A 19,856-nucleotide genomic window follows, 5' to 3' on the forward strand; every position below is an offset into this window, starting at 1 on the left:
AATGCGGTCACCCCGGCTCAACCGGAGCGACACCTCATTTCGCGTTGTGTCCAAACGCGAGTAGCTGAACAGATCTAGCGCGTGCTGCGAGATGGTTGGGTCGCGGCAGCGACGTGCAGTTACCGCCGCCCGCTGGCGTTCGGCTGGAGTTGCGCGAGCAGCGTGCTCACCTCGGTGTGCAGCCGTCGTAGCTCTGCCGCAGTGGGTGCCAGCTCGTAGCAGTGGTGATGTGTGGCGGCGGACAGCGTCGCCCAGGCGAACGCCACCCGCCGGGCGGTTTCGACGCCTGGCCCGAGCCGGCCACGCAGCATCAACTGCTTCGCGCGGCCCTGCCGGCACGCCGCCACGGCCGGCTTCACCTGCCGCCAGTAGCCGTCGATGCCGCCTTCGAGGGCGAGCCGGATCAGGCAGGCGCAGGCACGCGGCCACCATCCCGCACTCACGGCCGTGGCGCCGAGCAGGCCGGCACCGCGCAGCAGTTGGTCGGCCGCCGCCAGGCAGCGCTGCGGCGTCGGCGGGGTCACGACAGGACCGTCGCGAGGAAGCGGGCGTCCGTGGCCAAGCCGGGCAGGTCCGCCAAATATGCCCCGTGCACGCCTTCCCGACATGCCCGGTACGCGTCGACGGCCCGTCGTCCGTGCCGCCGGCCGAGCCAGCCGAGCACGTCCCCGCCCTTGTCGGCGTCATCGAACACCGCCAGGGCGACGATGGTGGCGAGCCGCCGGGACGCGTCCTCGATCGCCTTTTCGATGTCGGTATGCGGCGTTCCGCGTGCCACCCGGTTCCGCCAGACCGCCCGATGGCAGGCCGCCTCGATCGCGGAGCGACACAGTTCCGCTACCACCGGCCCGCGTACCTCGGCGGTGATCTCCTCGTTGCGCGCCAGCGCGTACGCGTCCTCCAGGTAGCGGGTCACCGGGTCGGAGCCGGGCCGCAACGTCACCACCGACCGCTCCGCGCGGGTCACCTCGATGATCCGCGCCTTGCCCACGTCGAGGCGGCGGACCGCGTTCGGCAGGCGGGTGTCGTGCGTGAAGACGATTACCTGCCGCTGCTCGGCCAGTTCGGCGAGGACCCGGGCGAGGCCGTCCACCTTCGCCGGGTCCATGCTCTGCACCGGGTCGTCGACGACGATGAACCGGAACGGGCTCTCCGGAGCGCAGCTGCGCGGCAGGAACGTGGCCAGCCCGAGCGCCTGCATCTCGCCCTGGCTCATCACTCCGAGCGCGGTGCCGTTGTCGGCGCCGTCCACGCTTACCGGAAAGACCACCCGCCGCCGGGTGTTCGCGCCTTCGAGCGTCATCGCCCCCAGCTCGACGTTGCTTTCCTGCCGCAGTTGCGCCCAGATCCGCTGCGAGTGCCCGGCGAACGGCGCGACCCGCTCGTTGCGGATCTTTCCTCCGGCGTCCGTAAGCCACGCGCGCGCGGCCTTCAACCGGGCCAGGCCCGCCTCCCGCGCCGGCAGTTCGCCGGCGGCGGTCAGCCACTCGCGCACCTCGGCCGCCACCGCCCGCCAGCCGGTGTCGCGCTGCCGCAGAAACCCCTCGGCGTACGCGCGGGCCGCGTCGGCCGCGGCCACCACCGCCGGGTACCGCACGGCCAGGTGGTCGGCCAGCTTGGCCGGCTCCCCGGGTACGCGCCGCAGCGCGGCCACGGCGTCGCGCAGCGCCCCGACCGACGCCTCCGTGCCCGGCCCCTCGGGCATTGCGAGGTCGTCGATCAGGTGGTGCGTCTGGCGCAGCAGAGCCGTGAGCCGGGTCGCCGCCGTCTGGGCGGCGACGCTGCGCTGCCGAAGCTCCGTCAGCGCCTCCGCAGCAGCAGCGCGCCACCCACCGTCGAGGGTGCCGATGGCGCACACCGGACACGCCCCGTCGCCCTCGTCCTCGTGATGTTCGAGGGCGAGGCGGAGCAGTTCGGCGCTGCGGAGGGCGGCCCGTGACCGGCCGCCGTCGTACCGCCGGGCCTCGGCCTCCGCGTCCCGCAGCTGGCCAGCCAGGCGGACCACCTCGTCGACCGGCGGTAGGGCGAAAGCGGCGAGCTCCCGGCAGAGCAGGACCGTCTGGGCGTTGGTCGCCTCATCCGGCTCGTCGAGGATCGCCGACACCGCGGCGACGTCGACTGCGCCCCGACGGCGCAACAACGCGCCGACCCGCCGAGCCCGATCGTCGGCCACCGCTTCGAGCGCTTGGGCCAGGGCGGCACGCTGTGCGCGTACCTCCTTGATGGTGGTGTCGTGCGGCCGGGCGGCGCGCAGCAGACGCCTGTCGGCCTCGGTGAGGGCGTCCAGCCCGAGGATCGCGAAGAGTGCGTCGAAGAGTTGGCTCTGCGTGCCGGCGGCGAGCTTGCCCAGCTCGGCGGCGGTGAGGAACGGCCGGTACAGCTCCAGCGGACGGGCGAGACCCAGCTCGGCAAGGTCGGTGTGCCGGCCCTGGGCGCTGGTGACTGTCACCTCCGCTCCGGCCAGCTCGGCGTTGAGGGGCCAAGCCCGGTTCACACGGGTCGGCGTGGCCACCCCGTCGACCCGCAGCTCCACGCCCACCCAGCACGGGTCCGGGTTGTGCAGGTTGCGCCAGCCGGTACGCCAGACGCTGGCCCTATCGGCCCAGCGGGCGCTGTCGCCGGTCAGCGCGAGTTCGACGGCCTCGGCGAAACTGGACTTGCCGGAGCCGTTGCGGCCCACGAGCACTGTGAGGCCCGGGCCGGGATCGATGTGGAGGGTCCGTTCCGGGCCGACGCCGCGGAACCCGGCAACGGTCACCGACTTCAACCAGATCCGCTCCGTTGGACCGTCGCCGGTCGGGGAGCGGGAGGCGAGCCGGGTGGGAGTGCCGTCGAGGGCGGCCGCCAGGTCCTCCTCGCCGGTGAGCGCGGCGAGGACCAGCTCGGCGGTCTCGGCCGATACGCCGTCAGCGGCGGCAAGCCGGTCGAAGATCAGCTCGATCAGTGATTCCGTGTTGCGGCTCGGCAGCGACGGCGTGCCGACGCAGGTCTGGCGGGGGACGGGCATGGTCAATCTCCAGACGCGTGGTCTCTGCGGGCGGCCAGGGTTGGCCGCCCGCGCGGGATGTGCGGCGGAAAGACGAGTGCGTGTAGGAAGCGGTTCTTGGTTCGGGATCCTGTGAAGCTGATGTCGTAGACGGATCAGGCCGACGGGATGCCGACGACCTCGACCTCGACGCCCTCGTTGCGCAGGGACTTCATCGCCCGGTAGAGCGCGACCTGGGCGAAGGTGAAGAGCGAGTCCACGGTGAGCGGCTTGCCTGAGCCGAGCGCGATCGCATAGATGACCTTGCGGGGCCGGAAGTCCAGGTCGACGACACGTCCGGACGGTTGCTGCTCGACCATCTCGACCAGCGCGCTGCGGGCGTCAGCCTCGTACCGCAGCGCGTCGACCGAGACGGCGCCCTGAGCGAAGAGGTGGCTCAAGGCCGAGCTGCCGGTCGCCCGCTTGACGTGGATCAGCTCATCGTTGGGACCGAGTAGGTCGCAGGCCTCGATACGGCGGGGGTGCTGGTTGGTCCGCAGCAGCCGGCGGTCCAGCAGGGTGAGGCCGCAGACCTCCGCGACGCGGATGTTGTACGCCTCCTCGTCCGGCAGGTCGGCGGTCCACGCCGGGAGCGCGAAGCTGGCCGGACCGGCCAGGATCTGCTCGATCTCGTCGCGGAGAAACTTGCGGTGCTGGTCGCCGATCTCGTACCAGCTGCCCTCGTGCAGCAGGAGCTGGCTCGCACCGTGGGGGAGCTGCGCGGTGATCCACCGCGACACGGCCGTGGCGTCGATCTCCTCGTCGCCCGCCGCGTCCGCGTAGAGGGTGACGCGCCCGTTGCAGAGCGACGTCCAGCGCTCTCCGTCCGGAACGCCCTTGGTCTGGGCGAGCACGTCTGCCAGTGTGAGTTCCGTCAGGCGCGCCGGAGGGAGCCCCGACTTCTGCACCCGCAGCTTGTACGACTGGACCCGCTCGATCTCGCTGATGACCCGACCCGGCACGGCCAGCCCGACGTCCGCAGGATCCGGTAGCCGGAGCAGCCGGTCCAGCTGTTCCTCCATCTTCGACAGCCGGGGGTCGCGGGCCGGCACCGGCCGGATCTGGGTGATGAACTCCAGGTCGGCGAACGGTGCTTCCTGCTTGCAGACCCGGTCGATCTCTCGCAGGTCGGCGAGCAGGCCCGCGGGTTCGATGCCGAGGTGGATACGCAGGGTGTCGCTGCCCTCGACCGGGGTGGCCTTACCCGTGGACCGGCAGACGGTCAGCTTCGGGTTGAACGTCCGCCCGCAGACCTGGCCGACGATCTCGCCCCACTTGTCGATGCCGTACATCCGGATGTGCTGACCGCCCGGCACCATGTTCCGGTCGACCCGGCCGGTGGTGCCGAACACTCGCCGTCGTACCTGCTTGATCTCGTCGGGGGCGAGCGAACGCACCGCGAAGCCGATCCCGAAGCCCGAGTTCGCGAGGTCCAGGTCGACCATGTGCCGGCCGACGGTGCCGTAGGCGAGCGCGTAGACGTGGTCGTCGACGACGACGAGCAGCGCGGCACCGCCACTGCTGAACCCCAGGTCGGTCGTCTGTCCGGTCAGCGAAGTGAGCACATCGCACCAGTCGGCCCGCTGGCGTGGCACGGTCCCGTGTACCAGCAGCGCCGGCGCACCGGCCACCAGGCGCTCCTCGACCATGAAGTCGTGCTGTCGCACGTAGCGGTGGTTCACCGCCTGGTGCAGACCCTCGACGGTCGGCGGCACCCGATCGAGCTGGTAGACCGACGTCAGGTAGGTGCCCTCCGGCCTCTCGGGCAGGTCGAGGTCGAAGAGGGTGGGCGCGTCGTAGGGCGGACGGGTGTCGTCCTTGCGGACGGCACGGCGGTTGGTCGGTCTGGTCGTGGTGCTTCTGGTCGTGGTCGGCTGGCTCGCACGGCGCACGTCGATCTCCTCGCGTTGAGAATCGGGGTGGCGGTGGTGCGGGGGAGGGGTGCGCCGAGGGCGGGCTTCGCGGGGCCTGCCCTCGGCGCGGGTGGTCAGCTGAGGGTGACGTCGACGCCGCCGGAGAACGGCGAGTCGTGCAGTTCGAGCTTGGTGAGCTTGACGTTCTTCGGGATGTCGAAGACGACGACGCCGTTGACCTGGTTGCCGGGGTTGATGTCGTTGAGGAACGTCTCGGCGTTCTTGTTGGCGTAGATCGCCGCGCCGGTGTCGGCGGAGTACTCGGTGCCGTCGGCCGCGTACGCCTTCTGGCTGCTGCCGTCGAACATCTGCGCTTCCTTGCCGATGTTCTTCACGTTCAGCGTGACCAGGCAGAACTGGCCCTGCGCCTTCTGGCCGAGCATGTCGCTGCCGACCTTGGCGACGCCGCACTTGGACGACTTGACGGTGAACTCGAACTTGCCGTCCCGGGCCGGCTGACCGATCTTCGCGGTCTTCGGCTTGTCCTCGGCCTTGGCACCGCCTTCGTCGCCGGTGGAGCTGCTCGCCTTGTCGTCGCCGCTGGAGTCGCTCGCCGTGTCGGTGGCGCCGGAGCCGCAGCCCAGGGCGATGACGCCGGTGGCGATCAGAGCGAGAGTCGTGGTCTTGCGCATCGTTGTCCTCCTGATGTGAACGTTGCGGCGTCAATAAGAACATCGTCCGAGAGCGGTGTCAACAGACGATCTCGTGCTTGACAGATGTGCGAGACTTTCGGGGTGCAGGAGAACCCGACCATCACGGCAGCGGAGATCGCCCGGCTCGCCGGCGTCGGTCGCGCTGCGGTCAGCAACTGGCGTAAACGGCACTCCGACTTCCCCACCCCGGTGGGCGGGACGACGGCGAGCCCGGAGTTCGACCTGATCCAGGTCGAGCAGTGGCTCCGCGCCCAGGGCAAGCTCCCCGAGCTGGCCACCGCGGACCGGCTCTGGCGACACCTCGCCGCGGCCAGCGACACCCCGGCCGCCGGCCTCGCCGCTGTCGGCGCGTTCCTGCTGGCTCGCCAACGCGGCTCCCGAACCGGCCACCCCGACGCGCAACTCGCGCCGCTGCTGCCCGACGTCGACGCCCTCGCCGACGAGTTGGGCGCGCAGGGCGCGTTCGATGAGCTGTGGCAGCGGTTCTCCGCTCCCGGCCCAGGCCGCCCCTTCGCCACCCCCGACGACCTCGCCGACCTGATGATCGGGCTCGCCAACGTCGGCGGCGGCTCAGTGCTCGACCCGGCCGCCGGCTCCGGCGCCATCCTGCGAGCCGCTGTCCGCGCCGGCAGCACCTCCGTCTACGGGCAGGAACTCGATCAGGACCTGGCTCGACTCGCCGGTCTGTGGCTGGCCCTGCACGACGTACCCGGGGAGGTCTGCGCCGGGGACACCCTGCGCGCCGACGCCTTCGCCGGCCGCGCCGTCGACGCCGTCGTCTGCCACCCACCGTTCGGCGCCACCAACTGGGGCGACGAGGAACTCGGCCACGACCCCCGCTGGATCGTCGGCACCACACCCCGCACCGAACCGGAGCTGGCCTGGGCGCAGCACGCCCTCGCGCACCTGCGGGTCGGCGGACACGCCGTCCTCCTGATGCCACCCACGGTCGCCAGCCGCCGCGCCGGCAAACGGATCCGCGGCGAACTGCTGCGCCGAGGTCACCTACGCGCCGTCATCGCGCTCCCGCCGGGAGTGGCGGCGCCGCACGGCGTACCCCTGCATCTGTGGGTGCTGCGACGCGCCGCGACCGACGCGCCGCCACCGGCGCGGGCGCTGCTGATCGACGCCGCAGGCGGAGACCTGGTCGACACCGCGCCGCGCGTGCTGGCCGCCTGGCGGGCCTTCGCCGCCGCCCCCGACGGCGACGTCGAGGAGGCCGGGTTCGCCCGCGCGGTCCCGGTCATCGAACTGCTCGACGAGGAGGTCGACCTCACCCCCGCACGCCGGCAACCCGCCGTCGTGGGCGAGGCAACAGGCGAGCATCTGGTACGCACCAGAGAACGGCTGGCCGCCATCGTGGGCGAACTGCCGGCGCTGCTACCGCAGGTAACCCCCGCGCCCAGCGGGCTGGAGGGCTCATTCCTCACCGTGGGAGAGCTGGCAAAGACCGGCGCGCTTCAACTGATCGGTCCCGTCCGCGCCGGCACGTCCACACCCGCCCCCGACGGGCCTGCGGTGCTCACCGTGCCGGACGTGCTCGCCGGCGTGGAGGCCTCCGGACGGGTGGACGATCGGATCGGGCAGGAGTTCCCCCTCGCCGTGGGGGACGTGGTGGTGCCGATGATCGCGCGGCAGCTCACCGCGCGGGTGGTCACCGCCGAGGGAGCGTTGTTGGGGCGCAACCTGTACCTGCTACGGCCCAATCCGACGGCGCTGGATCCGTGGTTCCTCGCAGGTCAACTACGGACGTCGGCGAACGAGAAGCAGTCGTCGAGTCTGTCGGGCACTATGCGGTTCGACATTCGGCGGGCGCAGGTGCGGCGGCTGCCGCTCGACGAGCAGCAGGCGCACGGTGCGGCGTTCCGGCGGCTGGAGGCATTTGAGGCGGCAGTGCGGGAGACGATGGCGCTGGGGGCCGAGCTGATACAGCTCACCGCTGACGGTTTGGCGCGGGGAGCCGTGTTGCCAGACGGCGACAGCCGATAGGGCTCCTCCTCTGCTGCGCACCGCGAGTCATGCGTGATCCCGGTGTTCTAAGTCGTCGTTCGGCATCTCTGATTGATCCCCCAGCCCTGCCCGGATGACTGCGGGGCGCCGTCGATCGCGATCTTGGTGCACAGTAGAGGGCTCGGCGTCTGACGAACGATGGCGGTCCGAGATGCGTAACGGGGGAGGTTACGAGAGTGCTGGGCCGAGATCCGGACGCGGCACGGGAATTGCTGCATTCCTGGACGGCCGAGCTGTCAACACGAGCCCAGGCCGCCGCTGAGCTGTCGGAGCGGGTTGCGACCATCACGGCGTCGGCGGTCGGCGCGGACGGTGCGGTGCGCGTGACGGTCGCCGCCTCGGGGGCGGTGACGGACCTCCAGTTGGACAACCGCGTCCAGCGGATGACCGGCTCCGAACTTGCCCGAACCATCATGACCACGATTGCCCGTGCACAGGCCGGGTTGATCGAGCAGGTGAGCGTTGCGGTGCAGGACACCGTGGGCACCGACTCGGAGACCGGGCGGGCGGTCACCGACACCTTTGCCAGGCGGTTCCCCGGGCCTACTGACGAGCAGCCGGATCGGTGGGAGCGGGATGCCAGACCTGGCTGGTGACGCGGAGATGCACATGTCGGTGGCGGCGGTGGTCCGGCATGCCGAGACGGTCAACGACATCGCCGACAAGATGGAAACCGCTCGTGGGGCGGCGGCGTACGTGCAGATGGGCGCGGAGGCGTACGGGCAGATCTGCGGGTTCCTGCCTCGGTTGATCGACCCGTTGGCCGACAGGGCGGTGGCGGCGCTGGGAGAGTCCGCCACGGCACTGCGTGCGGCGGCAGCCAACCTGCGGGCGGCTGCCGCCGCGACCGAAGCGACAGACGCAGGGAACGCGCGACGACTCACCGGCAGCGCAGGCCGGCTGGAGTTGCCGTTGTGACTGGCGTGGTGGCCAACCCACTGGTGGCAGCGCGGAACGATTCAACCCGGTGGTACACCGGTCTCGGGTTGGTCGAGGACGTCGCCGACACTGTGTCAGGTATCGAGTCGGGCAGCTGGATCGACTCCACGATCGGTGGTTTTGCCACGTCGATGGACGCGCTGGCCACGGTGTTGGACCCGCTCGGCTCGTTGGTCAGCTGGGGTGTCGGCTGGTTACTCGAACACGTCAAGCCGCTGTTGCACGCGCTGGACTGGCTGGCCGGCGACCCAGACCAAATCCACGCGTACGCGTCGACCTGGCGCAACGTTGCGAAGCAGAGCACCGATGCCGTGGCTGACTTGCAGGCGGGGACCTCATCGCAGCTCGCCGAGTGGGCTGGCGCGTCCGCGCAGGCCTACCGGGCGCACATGTCGGGCCAGGTACGGGCGATGGAGGGCATTGCGCGGGCTGCCGGCGGCATCGCTTCGCTGGTGGAGGGTTCTGGACTGCTGGTGGCGCTGGTCCGCGAGTTGGTTCGGGACCTGATCGCGGACTTCGTGTCGGTGTTGGCGGTCAGGCTGCCACTCTGGCTGGCCGAGGCCGGCGCGACGCTGGGCGTGGCGACGCCGCTGGTGATCTCCCAGGTGAGCAGTCTGGTGGCCAAGTGGGCGGCGCGGATCGGCAAGTTGATCAGCGCGCTGATCAGCAGTCTGCGTCGGCTGACACCACTGCTCCGGCGCTTGGGCGACCTGATCGACGACCTGAATGGCCTGCTGCGGCGAGCGGCCCGCGCCGACCCGGTCAACCCGGCGACCGGTCCCATCCCCAGGCGTTCTGACACCTCGGGAGAGCCAGACCTGGATTCGATGGGGCGTCGGTCGGACTGGGAGGATCCTTCGGCACATCCGCAGACACCGCCCCCGTCGGATGCGCACCTTCCTGCTGGCGATCCCGTCTACCACCGCCCGAACAGCACCGCCATTGGCTACGACAGCGCCACAATGCGCAACTTCGACTCGGTGGCGCCGATCCCTGGCCATCACGACGTGGTCGTGCACGGCCTACCCAATGGTTTGTTCCGGCCTGGCCTCGTGGGCGCTGACGGTGCCGACCACCCCGCGAATCTCACCCACCCACAGCAGATCGCCGACACCGTTCGCGCCAACCCGCACTACGAGGGTGGCCCGGTGCGACTGGTGTCCTGTCACACGGGCGCCGTTGCTCCCGATGTCGACGTGCCACCAGCGGCGCAACAGGTCGCCGACGCCCTCGGGGTGCCCGTGATGGCACCGACGGACGCTGTCGGTGTCGACAGGTATGGTCCCGTGGGGCAGACCCCGATGATCCGGGGCGGCGGGGAGTGGAAGACCTTCTATCCGAACGGTGGGCGTTGATGAGCGGCGGTCAGCTGAAGGCGGCGGGGATGTTCCGTGAATTCGGACCAGTCCGCTCCGCCGAGCCGCAGCAGAGCATCTTCGACAGCGTCACCGACGAGGAGTTGCCCGACGCCGCCCAGGTGGTCACCTATCTCAATTCGGGTCATGTCCTCATCGACGTGATGGACGTCGCCGACGACGCCTTCGACTCGACCCGGCAGGTGATGAACGGCCCTACCGTCCTGACCGACGGTGACTGGCTGTGGCGGAAGGACCTCGCCTACTACGTGCGGGGTCACCGCGTCGCATTGCCGGAGGACTTCCTCGCGCTCATCCGCGAGCGTGACTACGTCGTCCCTTCGCGGGGTGTGCCGGAGCTGACGGCTTGTTCGCGGCAGGCACGCGAGCTGATGTTCTGGAAAAGCTGACGAGCTTGCTGGTCACCGTGCAGAGCCGGCGTAGCCCGGGAAGACCCTCATCCACCTTCTCCCGCCAGCAGCCGCGCATGACAGGCACCGGCGGCCAGCACCGTCGTCAGATATCCGACGGCGGCGCAGCGCTTCGGTGACATTGCCGGAAACCTGGCGGGTCGGGAGCGGCATTCAATGCTCGACCACGGCATCAGGGACGGATATCGTCACGCGCCGACTCATACATCGAGCCGTATCAAGTGTGAATTCGACGCCTGATAAGAACCGCCATTCGGACGCTACCTCGCTGAACGTTCAACGTTGTACGGTCATGCGTCCGCCGGGCGACGAGCCGACAGGGCAGACGAGCAGTTTGGGTGGGTGTCATCGTGAGGGGGACGTGTGACGCTGGGCAGAATCGGCGGCTACGAGTTGGTCAGGCCGCTCGGCTCAGGTGGTATGGGCGATGTGTTCTTCGCGGTGTCGCCGACCGCTGAGCGGGTCGCCGTGAAGGTGATCAGGCAACACCTCATTGAGGCGCCGACGGTGCGCGAGCGGTTCGCCGCCGAGGTCGACAGCCTCAAGCTCGTCTTCGGCTCGCGGGTGGCCCGCCTGGAGGACGCCGACCCGTACGCGAACCCCGCCTGGCTTGCCGTTGAGTATGTCCCCGGGGCCACGCTGCGTCAGCACGTCGACGCGCGGGGGCCACTTCCGCTTCCGCTGGCCGCAATGGCCGGGGCGATGCTCGCCGAAGGTCTCGCCAAGGTGCACCAGGTCAAGCTTTTGCACCGTGACCTCAAACCGCAGAACATCATCCTCGGCCCCGACGGTCCCAAGCTGATCGATTTCGGCTTGGCGGTGCTCATCGAGCGGGACGACTACCTGACCGAGCCCGGCACGCTGGTCGGCACCCCCGCCTACATGTCGCCCGAGCAGGTCAAGGGCAAACGGGACCTCACGCCGGCGGTCGACATCTATGCCCTCGCCGCGACGCTGGTCTTCGCTCTCACGGGCCACGGGCTCTACCCGCAGTCCAACTCCTGGAATCTGCTCCTGCGCATCAGCGAGCCGAGCGACCTTCCCGACCTGTCCGGCGTGCCCGCCGAGCTGGTGCAGTTGCTCGGCACGATGCTCGCCTTCGACCCCACGGCCCGACCCGGACTGACCGACGTACGCGGCCGGCTGCTCGCGGTTGCTACGGCTGCCAGCGGCAAGAGCGTCCATGCCCTGCGGCAGGAGGTGGCTGCGCTCACCTACGACGGGGACACCGAGTTGCTGGTCCCGCCGGACCTGGAGGATCCGCGGCAGGACCCGGAGAGCCCGCCGGTCATCGAACCGGACACCGTCCCGGTGCCGCAGACGGCACCCACGAAGGTCGACGGCAAGCGGCCCAGGGCGCCAGCCGACGTGACATGGCTTGTCGACAAGATGCGTCGCCAGTACGCCCGCCGCTCCACCCTGTAGGAAGGCACCACCGATGACCACCCCCCAGGCCGCGACCTTCGCCCCGGGCTCCCGCATCGTCGTTCGCGACGAGGAATGGCTGATCCGCAGCGTCAAGACCGGCACCGCGGACGGCACGATGGTGAAGGCGGTCGGCGTATCCGAGTTCGTGCAGGACGTCGAGGCGACCTTCTTCACCGCGCTTGAAGACATCACGCCGCTGGTGCCCGAGGAGACCGACCTCATCCAGGACACCTCTTCGCGGTTCCGGCAGAGCCGCCTCTTCCTGGAAGCGGTGCTGCGGCGTACGCCGCTGCCCCGCACCGAGCGCGGGTTGGCCCTCGCCGACCGGTTCCTGCTCGATCCGTTGACCTACCAGCAGCGGCCCGTCGAGCTGGCGCTGTCCGGGTTGCGGCCGCGAATCCTGCTCGCCGACGTCGTCGGTCTGGGCAAGACCCTGGAGATCGGGCTGATCCTCGCCGAGCTGATCCGCCGGGGCCGAGGTGACCGCATCCTGGTGGTCTCGCCGCAGCAGGTCCTTGAACAGTTTCAGCGGGAACTCTGGACCCGGTTCGCGATCCCCCTTGTCCGGCTCGACTCGACAGGCATCCAGCGCATACAGCAGGAGATCCCCGCCGGGCGCAATCCGTTCACCTACTTCAAGCGGGCCATCATCTCGGTCGACACCCTCAAGGACGCCGGCCAGTTCGGCCACCACCTCGACGCCACGACCTGGGACGCCGTCGTCATTGACGAGTCGCACAACCTCATCAACAAGGGCACCAAGCGCAACGAGCTGGCCCGCCGCCTGGCCGCGAAGACCGACGCGTTGCTGCTGGCCAGCGCCACCCCGCACAACGGTGACAAGGAGTCCTTCGCGCAGCTGATCTCGCTGCTCGACCCGGCGGCCATCGCCAACGAGAAGGACTACCAGGCCAGCGACATCGCGCACCTTTACCTGCGCCGCACGAAGATCAGCCCGGAGGTACGCGACCAGATCGGCGACCGCTGGGCCGACCGCGGCCCGTCGAAGGCCGTGCACTGCACGGCGACCTCGATCGAGGAGCAGATCTTCGACGAGCTGACCGACGTGTGGCTGGCTGGCAAGTGGACCGACGAAGCGATCACCGGGCAGCACCGGCTCTTCCCGTACACCTTGTTGAAGTCGTTCCTGTCCTCGCACCGCGCGCTGCACGAGACGGTGACCAACCGGCGCAAGAAGGCCACCGACACCGAGCGGGCGGCCCTGGACCGGCTCGCGGAGTTGACCTCCGCGATGACCGACAGGGATTCCAGCAAGATCAAGGGTCTGGTCGACGAGCTGAAGAAGATCGGCATCGGCAAGAACAGCGCAACCCGGGCTGTGGTCTTCTCCGAGCGGGTGCCGACCATCAAGTGGCTCGCCGAGGTCGTCCCCGGAATGCTCGGCCTCAAGCCGAATGCGATCCGGGTGCTGCACGGCGGGGTGGCCGACAAGGACGAGCAGACGATCCTCCAGGAGTTCGAGCTGGCCGGCAGCGATGTCCGGTTGCTCTTCACCGGCGACGTCGCCTCCGAGGGCGTCAACCTGCACCAGCAGTGCCACCACCTGATCCACTACGACATCCCGTGGAGCCTGATCCGCATCGAGCAGCGCAACGGCCGCATCGACCGCTACGGGCAGAAGCACCAGCCCCAGTTCCGCGCGCTCATCCTCACCTCCGACCGGGAGGACGCCAAGGACGACCGGACGGTCGCCGAGAAGCTGCTCAACCGGGAGGAGACCGCCCACCGCAGCCTCGGCAGCGTCGAGGCTGTGACGGGCCAGTACGACGCCAAGGCCGAGGAGGACCGGCTGGTCCGGGACCTGCTCGCCGGCAAGTCGGTGGACGAGTCCTACGATGCCGCCCATGCCGAGGTCGACGTGATGGCCGACCTCTTCGGCGACGTCGGCACCGCACCGGTCACGGATGATGTGCCGCGCGCTCAGGTGCCGAAACTCTTCGACTCCACCCAGGACTTCGTCGACGCCGCTCTCTACGAAATCTACGAGGACCGGCCCGAGGATCACATCGACCTGCGCCGCGAGGACGAACTCATGACGTTCCTCGCCCCAGACGACCTGGTGCACCGGCTCACCGACCTGCCCCGCACCTACCTGCGGGCGCACCGCGAGGGCGAGGACCTGCGACTCAAGGTCACTTTCGACCGCGCTCTCGCCCAGCGCAAGCTCGACCAGGCCCGGGAGAGCAAGACCCCGATGTGGCCGGACATCGCCTTCCTCAGTGACGTGCACCCGATTGTCGACTGGCTGGTCGACAAGGTTCTGATCCGGCTCGGCCGCCAGCAGGCCCCGGTGCTCATCGCCGACGTGGCCGCGCCGACGTTCCTGATCCAGGGCGTCTACGCCAACCGCCTTGGCCAACCCACGGTCGTCCAGTGGATGGCCGTCTCCGACCTGCCCGCGTCGCCGACGATCCGACCCATGGACGAGGTGTTGCGGGAGGCCAACGTCGGCCCGGCCATGGTCAACCGCGCCGAGGCCATCGCGATCGACCCGCTGAAGGCGCTGCTGCCGGGGGCTGTCGCGGTTGCCCGGCAGTATCTGGAGGACAAGCGCGCGGAGTGGGCCGAGGCCAACGCCGAGCCGCTGCGCAAATATCGCGAGCAACTGAGCGCCTTCCAACAGGCGAGCCTCTTCGATGAGCTGCCCGGCGCGCATCGGGAGAAGCGTCGCCAACGCGTCGACGCCACCGTCCAGGAGCAGCACGACCTGCTCGACCGCTTGGAAACCGACGGCGACCCGCTGCTGCGGGTGCTCGCCGTTCTCGTACCGTCGCAGGAGAGTGCCGCATGAGTTTCGAGTCGCTGACCAACCGCGGCGAGTATCTCTCCGCGCACTACCTCGCCGAGATCCTGCCCACCACCCTCAAGGGCGGTCTGCTCAAGCAGTGGGCGGAGACGGAGAAGACCGAGGAGGAGACGCCACGCACAAAGCTGCGCGGTATGCGCCGGCGGTACTTCGACGCGAAGACCGAGCTGACCGACGTCGACTTCTTCGACCCCGAGCGGCTGCGCAAGCAGCACCAGGACGTGCTGCGGGCGCTCGGGTTCGACCCGCAGCCGCAGACCATCACCGTCGAGCGCAACGGCCAGGAGTACGCGGTCCACGTCGCTCACGCCGAGCTGACCACCACGCACGGCATCGTCGCGCTGGACTGCGGTTGGGCGGTCGACACCGAGGCAGCACAGGACCCAGACGACGCCGGCCGCCTGCTCGACCCGCTCACCCTGTCGAGCACCGAGACCATCGAAACGGGCGCCAAGCTCGCCTCCCTGCTCTTCGCGGCAGACAGTCCGAAGCCCCGCTACGTGCTGATCCTCAGCGGTGGCGTGATCACCCTCGCCGACCGCACCGTCTGGGGTGAGGGCCGCTACCTGGCCGTCAGCCTCGACACCGCGTACGCCCGCAACGACGACAAGGAGTTCGACGTCGTCGCCGCGCTCTTCGGCGCCGACTCGCTACGCCCGCCCGCCGAGGGCGGCACCGAGCCGCTCGCCGACCTTGTCGCCGGCTCCCGCCAGCACGCCGTGGGTGTGTCCAGCGAACTCCGCGAGGGCCTGAAGGTCTCCGTCGAACTCATCGCCAACGAGGTCCTCGACCAGATCCGGCGGGCCGGCTACCAGCCGCAGCAGGTCATGGACCTCGACGAGCTGGCCAAGGAACTCAGCCGGGAGTCGCTGCGCTACCTCTACCGGATCCTGTTCCTGCTCTACGCCGAGGCCCGCCCCGAACTCGGCGTGCTGCCGGTCAACGACCCCCAGTACGCCGAAGGCTACAGCCTCGCCCGCCTCGGTGACCTCGTCTCCCGCCGCCTCGCCCCGTCCGCCGAGGACGGCACCCACCTGTACGAGTCGCTCGATCTGCTGTTCCGCATGGTCAACGAGGGGCACCGGCCGCGCGGCGGCGCGGAGATCGCCGACAAGGCCAGCGAGGGGGAGGGGCTGCGCTTCGAGCCCATGAAGTCAGACCTGTTCCTGCCGGAGAAGACCAAGCTCATCGGTCGGCTGATCGCCGAGCCGGGCAGCGACCCCGACGACGAGCACGCCCCGAAGATCGACACGCGGCTACGCAACAAGGTCCTCTACGAGGTGCTGCGCCGGCTGATGCTCACCAAGGGCGGCAAGAAACGCCGAGGCGGCTTCATCTCGTACGCCCAGCTCGGCATCAACCAACTCGGCGCGGTCTACGAAGGCCTGATGTCGTACACCGGTTTCGTCGCCACCGAGCAGCTCTACGAGGTCGCCAAGAACGGCGACCCGAAGGACGGCTCGTGGATGATCCCGGCCTCCAAGGTCGACGAGTACGACGACGGTGTCTTCGTCTACAAGGAGGACCCCTACACCGGCGTCCGCAGCCGGGTCAGCTACCAGCCCGGCCAGTTCGTCTACCGGCTCGCCGGCCGCGACCGACAGACCAGCGCCTCCTACTACACCCCGCAGTCGCTCACCGAGGTCACCGTCCAACTCGCCCTGAAGTACCGGCTCGACCAGGACGACACGGTCACCCCCGCCCGCGAACTGCTGGACTGGACCATCTGTGAGCCCGCGCTCGGCTCAGGCGCGTTCCTCAACGAGGCGATCAACCAGGTCGCCGCCGAATACCTGCGCCGCCGCCAAAAGGAACTCGACACCACCCTCGACCCCGAGGACTACCACCTCGAACTTCAGCGGGTGAAGGCGTACATCGCCCTGCACAACAGCTACGGCGTCGACCTCAACCGCACCGCCGTCGAGCTGGCCGAGGTGTCGCTCTGGCTCAACGTCATGCACGCCGGCCTCCAGGCACCCTGGTTCGGCCTGCACCTGCAACGCGGCAACTCCCTCATCGGTGGCGGGCGCAAGACCTACACACCGAAGCAGCTCGCCGACAAGTCGTGGCTCACCACCGCGCCGAAGGAGCAGCCCTTCCGGGACGGGCCGATCGACGAGGGCACGATCCACCACTTCCTGCTCCCCGCCGACGGCTGGGGCGCGGTAGCGGGGGAGAAGGAGGCCCGCGAGCTGGCGCCGGCTGAGACGGCCCGACTAAAGGCGTGGCGTACGGCGATGAAGCGCACGCCATCCGCCAAGGGGAAGAACTCGCAGGTGCAGCGCTTGCAGGCCCTCGCTCGACGGGTTGAGTTCCTGTGGGGGCTGGTGCAGCAGCGGCTCGACATCTCCGAGCGGGAGATCCGCCGCGACATCGCAGTCTGGGGTGCCGACGATCTGCCGCAGGTTACGGAAGCCGTGCCACGGGAGGAGATTCTCGCTGACCTGACCGCGCCGGGCACGCCGTACTGGCGGCTCAAGACGCTGATGGACGTGTGGTGCGCGCTGTGGTTCTGGCCGCTCGACAAGGTCGGGCTGCTCGACGGCTCCGACCCGGTCTATCCGGCCGCGCCCGTCCAGGTGTCGCACATCAAGGACGAGCCGGCGTACGAGGAGCCGGCCGCCTACGAGGTCGCGGACATCTTCGGCAACGTGCAGCCGCAGCAGATGAAGCTCCCGACGAAGCCGACCGGGGGCACTCGGCGGATGACGGTTGCGGAGCAGCTCCGCCAGCAGGTGCCGTTGTCCAACCTGGATGAGTGGCTGACCTTCGCCGAAGCGCTCATCGGCCGGAGCGACTTGGACGAGAACACCGAGCGGTTCTATGGCCGGACGTTCACGAGCCTGAGCGAGATGAGCGAGTTTGAGCGGAAGCTCGACGGCGTCATCGGTGTGGACTCGCCCTGGACCCTCTCCGACCGCTTTCCCTGGCTCCTCGCCGCCGACCAGATTGCCAGTCGGCAGGGCTTCTTCCACTGGGAACTCACCTTCGCTCAAGCCTTCACCAACGGCGGATTTGACCTCCAGGTAGGCAATCCACCTTGGGTCCGCCCACGTTGGCAAGCGGACGTAGTGCTTGCTGAGCACGAGCCGTGGTTTAAGCTCGTAGAGCGAGCGTCTGCGGAGCTTTGGCGCGAACGCATGAACGATGTTCTTGCGAGTGCTGGCATTCGTTCCAGCTTTTTGGCCGAAGCTGCAAACAATAGCGGCGTGGTGGAATTCCTAGGCGATATCACTACCTATCCCCTGATCGTTGGAACCCAGCCAGACCTGTATCGTGCCATGATGTGTCGGGTTTGGGTCAACGCTCGACCTCAGGGAGCGGCCGGCATGGTTCATCCAGATACTCACTTCGGTGGCGTGAAGGAGGGGCGCCTACGAAAGGAAGCCTATCGGCGAATGCGCGTCCACGGCAGTCTGGTGAACGGCGCTAATTGGGCCTTCGATGACGCGGTGCGAAGCCTTGAATTCGGTGTTCACATTTATGGTCGAGCGCAGAATCCTAGCTTCAAGCACCTCAGTCGCCTCTATAGCGCAAGCACCCTCGTGGCGTCCCTTTCCCATAACGGACAGGGTGATCCGCCTGGCCTGAAGCATCAGGGTAAATGGGACACGCGCCCGCATCTAGCGCGCGTTGTTAATGTTGACCTGCGCCTGATGTCCGAGTGGCAGCGGCTCAGAGGGGAGGCGGATGGCCCGGTCGATGAGGCGCAGATGCTTTTCCCGATCACAGTGTTCGAGGCGGATGCGATCTCCGCACTTGCGAGATTCGAACGCCGCCTCGCTGGCTACTCCCCACGAATTAGTCGTGGATACGATGAATCGAATGCGCGGCGGGATGGGCTGATACGCTGGGAGCAGCGCGCGACGGGATCTCTTGAAGAACTGGTGCTCCAGGGCCCGCATTTCGGAATTGCGCTACCTTGGGCGAAAGAGCCAAAAGTGCCCTGTCGAAGCAATCGCGATTGGAGGTCGGTTCGTCTGACAACTCTGTCCGAGGACTTTGTTCCGCGGGCAAATTACGTCCTGTCGAGCAATGAGGCGAAGACGAGATCCGGCCAAGACAAATGGGGCGGTCGGAGTAGCACCGAATTCTACAGGCTAATGTGGCGGAGGATGGTCCCCTTCAACACCGAAAGATCCCTCTTTGCTGCAGTTGTTCCCCCCGGCCCAGCCCATGTTAACACCATCCGCTCGATGGTTTTGGAAAACGACCTTCTTACAGTGCTGACTGCTGGCTTCTGGGCGTCTCTTCCGCTTGACTACTACTTACGAATTACGGGTCGTGCAGACCTTACTCCGGCTGACTGTCAGTCGATGCCTGCCCCCCAGTCGGACCATCCATTAGCGTCCGCGCTACTGCTTCGCACCCTTCGCCTCAATTGCCTTACTGGAGCATACGCGGACCTTTGGGCTGAACTCTTCGACCAAGCATGGCTAAGTGAAGCATGGGCGGGGGATTGGTCATTCCTTGGCCCCCTCGGGGAGGTTCGGCCGACGTGGGACCTGGGAACTCCCCTGCGGAGTGAGTATGCACGTCGTGCGCTCCTCGTTGAGCTTGATGCGCTGGTCGCGGTTTGGCTTGGCATTGAAGTCGAACAACTGATCGCGCTCCTTAAGTCCAGATATCCGATTCTGACGGATCGTGAAGCTTCGATGTGGTTCGATGCAGCAGGGCGCAGAATTGCTGAGGATCCATACTCATATGGTGATGGACAAAATAAAGAAGGCATCGAGCAACTCATGGCGTACCTCGACGGCCCGAGGCTGAATCCAGTGCCTGGCGGGTATAAGGCGCCGTTCTACAAGGCGGATCGGGAGAACGAGTATCGGCAGGCGCATGCCGTGTTCAGTAATCGGCTAAAGGATGCGATCGACGCAGGCTGGCAGCCGTCGTAGCCCGCAACCCCTCGTTCTACCCCTCGAAGGAGAGCAGATGGCTCCGAGCAACCACTAGAAGCGCCTTGCTGGGCGGCGCCTCGCGGTGGACAGAGGCGTTTTTGTATGGCAATTCGGCGAGTCTGCATGGTGCGCAGACCTCGTGACTATCAACGGTAGGACGGCGGTCGTGCAGGGCAGTTTGATGATCGCGGACATCGACAAGATGACAGCGATGTCGATCCAGTTCTACGTCCTCGTGGACGTGACCGAGGGACGTCGGGACTTCTGCGTCGTGCCCGGAGACAAGCTATGTGCGGGGCAGGGCCCCGGCAAAGTCGTGACGGTGTCTGACTTGTGGGGCTTGGAGTAGAAGCGCCGCTGTTGGTGGCAGCAAG

General features: G+C 68.2%; 13 protein-coding genes. 9 read left to right on the top strand and 4 right to left on the bottom strand.

The features are described 5' to 3' along the window. Positions 1-119 precede the first annotated feature (119 nt). The 4 genes from ACLQ23_RS17920 to ACLQ23_RS17935 all read right to left on the bottom strand — a co-directional run bounded on the left by ACLQ23_RS17920 (position 120) and on the right by ACLQ23_RS17935 (position 5,570). The gene (locus ACLQ23_RS17920; RefSeq protein WP_425880843.1) at positions 120-524 is read right to left on the bottom strand and encodes a hypothetical protein; all 405 of its coding nucleotides are present in this window, start codon (positions 522-524) and stop codon (positions 120-122) included. Then, on the bottom strand, positions 521-3,007 hold the full coding sequence (locus ACLQ23_RS17925; protein WP_425880844.1) for an AAA family ATPase: 2,487 nt from the start codon (positions 3,005-3,007) through the stop codon (positions 521-523). Before ACLQ23_RS17925 ends, ACLQ23_RS17920 begins: the two co-directional genes overlap by 4 nt. Before the next feature lie 134 nt (positions 3,008-3,141). After that, positions 3,142-4,917 carry a DUF6119 family protein gene (locus ACLQ23_RS17930; RefSeq protein ID WP_425880845.1) on the bottom strand — a complete coding sequence of 592 codons (1,776 nt, stop codon included), beginning with the start codon at positions 4,915-4,917 and terminating at the stop codon, positions 3,142-3,144. A gap of 95 nt (positions 4,918-5,012) precedes the next feature. Beyond that, the gene (locus tag ACLQ23_RS17935) at positions 5,013-5,570 is read right to left on the bottom strand and encodes a DUF4352 domain-containing protein (protein ID WP_425880846.1); all 558 of its coding nucleotides are present in this window, start codon (positions 5,568-5,570) and stop codon (positions 5,013-5,015) included. A gap of 84 nt (positions 5,571-5,654) precedes the next feature. Between ACLQ23_RS17935 and ACLQ23_RS17940 the strand changes: the two genes are divergently transcribed. The 9 genes from ACLQ23_RS17940 to ACLQ23_RS17980 all read left to right on the top strand — a co-directional run bounded on the left by ACLQ23_RS17940 (position 5,655) and on the right by ACLQ23_RS17980 (position 19,831). Continuing rightward, the gene (locus ACLQ23_RS17940; RefSeq protein WP_425880847.1) at positions 5,655-7,580 is read left to right on the top strand and encodes an N-6 DNA methylase; all 1,926 of its coding nucleotides are present in this window, start codon (positions 5,655-5,657) and stop codon (positions 7,578-7,580) included. Between the two features lie 197 nt (positions 7,581-7,777). Continuing rightward, positions 7,778-8,197 (top strand): YbaB/EbfC family nucleoid-associated protein, encoded by a 420-nt coding sequence (locus tag ACLQ23_RS17945; RefSeq protein WP_425880848.1) that lies wholly within the window; start codon positions 7,778-7,780, stop codon positions 8,195-8,197. Next, on the top strand, positions 8,178-8,519 hold the full coding sequence (locus ACLQ23_RS17950; RefSeq protein WP_425880849.1) for a type VII secretion target: 342 nt from the start codon (positions 8,178-8,180) through the stop codon (positions 8,517-8,519). The genes ACLQ23_RS17945 and ACLQ23_RS17950 overlap by 20 nt, the downstream gene beginning before the upstream one ends. Then, positions 8,516-9,895 carry a WXG100 family type VII secretion target gene (locus ACLQ23_RS17955; protein ID WP_425880850.1) on the top strand — a complete coding sequence of 460 codons (1,380 nt, stop codon included), beginning with the start codon at positions 8,516-8,518 and terminating at the stop codon, positions 9,893-9,895. Before ACLQ23_RS17950 ends, ACLQ23_RS17955 begins: the two co-directional genes overlap by 4 nt. Next, positions 9,895-10,305 carry a hypothetical protein gene (locus ACLQ23_RS17960; RefSeq protein WP_425880851.1) on the top strand — a complete coding sequence of 137 codons (411 nt, stop codon included), beginning with the start codon at positions 9,895-9,897 and terminating at the stop codon, positions 10,303-10,305. Before ACLQ23_RS17955 ends, ACLQ23_RS17960 begins: the two co-directional genes overlap by 1 nt. A 384-nt stretch (positions 10,306-10,689) precedes the next feature. Further along, a complete protein-coding gene (locus ACLQ23_RS17965; RefSeq protein ID WP_425880852.1) occupies positions 10,690-11,751 on the top strand; it encodes a serine/threonine-protein kinase in 1,062 nt (353 codons plus the stop codon). 13 nt (positions 11,752-11,764) lie between these two features. Continuing rightward, positions 11,765-14,566, top strand: a complete 2,802-nt coding sequence (locus tag ACLQ23_RS17970) for a helicase-related protein (RefSeq protein WP_425880853.1) — start codon at positions 11,765-11,767, stop codon at positions 14,564-14,566. Further along, positions 14,563-19,479, top strand: coding sequence for a class I SAM-dependent DNA methyltransferase (locus ACLQ23_RS17975; protein WP_425880854.1), 4,917 nt, complete (start codon positions 14,563-14,565; stop codon positions 19,477-19,479). The genes ACLQ23_RS17970 and ACLQ23_RS17975 overlap by 4 nt, the downstream gene beginning before the upstream one ends. 142 nt (positions 19,480-19,621) lie before the next feature. Then, a complete protein-coding gene (locus ACLQ23_RS17980) occupies positions 19,622-19,831 on the top strand; it encodes a hypothetical protein (RefSeq protein WP_425880855.1) in 210 nt (69 codons plus the stop codon). Positions 19,832-19,856 lie beyond the last annotated feature (25 nt).

It is taken from the genome of Micromonospora sp. DT41 (genome assembly GCF_049841715.1).
Classification (GTDB): Bacteria; Actinomycetota; Actinomycetes; order Mycobacteriales; family Micromonosporaceae; genus Micromonospora; species Micromonospora profundi.

What these genes read in the sequence shown, in the direction of transcription:
- ACLQ23_RS17925 (WP_425880844.1), bottom strand. Translation starts at nt 3,007, where the DNA reads ATGCCCGTCCCCCGCCAGACCTGCGTCGGCACGCCGTCGCTGCCGAGC.
- ACLQ23_RS17935 (WP_425880846.1), bottom strand. Translation starts at nt 5,570, where the DNA reads ATGCGCAAGACCACGACTCTCGCTCTGATCGCCACCGGCGTCATCGCC.
- ACLQ23_RS17940 (WP_425880847.1), top strand. Translation starts at nt 5,655, where the DNA reads ATGTGCGAGACTTTCGGGGTGCAGGAGAACCCGACCATCACGGCAGCG.
- ACLQ23_RS17950 (WP_425880849.1), top strand. Translation starts at nt 8,178, where the DNA reads ATGCCAGACCTGGCTGGTGACGCGGAGATGCACATGTCGGTGGCGGCG.
- ACLQ23_RS17960 (WP_425880851.1), top strand. Translation starts at nt 9,895, where the DNA reads ATGAGCGGCGGTCAGCTGAAGGCGGCGGGGATGTTCCGTGAATTCGGA.
- ACLQ23_RS17970 (WP_425880853.1), top strand. Translation starts at nt 11,765, where the DNA reads ATGACCACCCCCCAGGCCGCGACCTTCGCCCCGGGCTCCCGCATCGTC.
- ACLQ23_RS17975 (WP_425880854.1), top strand. Translation starts at nt 14,563, where the DNA reads ATGAGTTTCGAGTCGCTGACCAACCGCGGCGAGTATCTCTCCGCGCAC.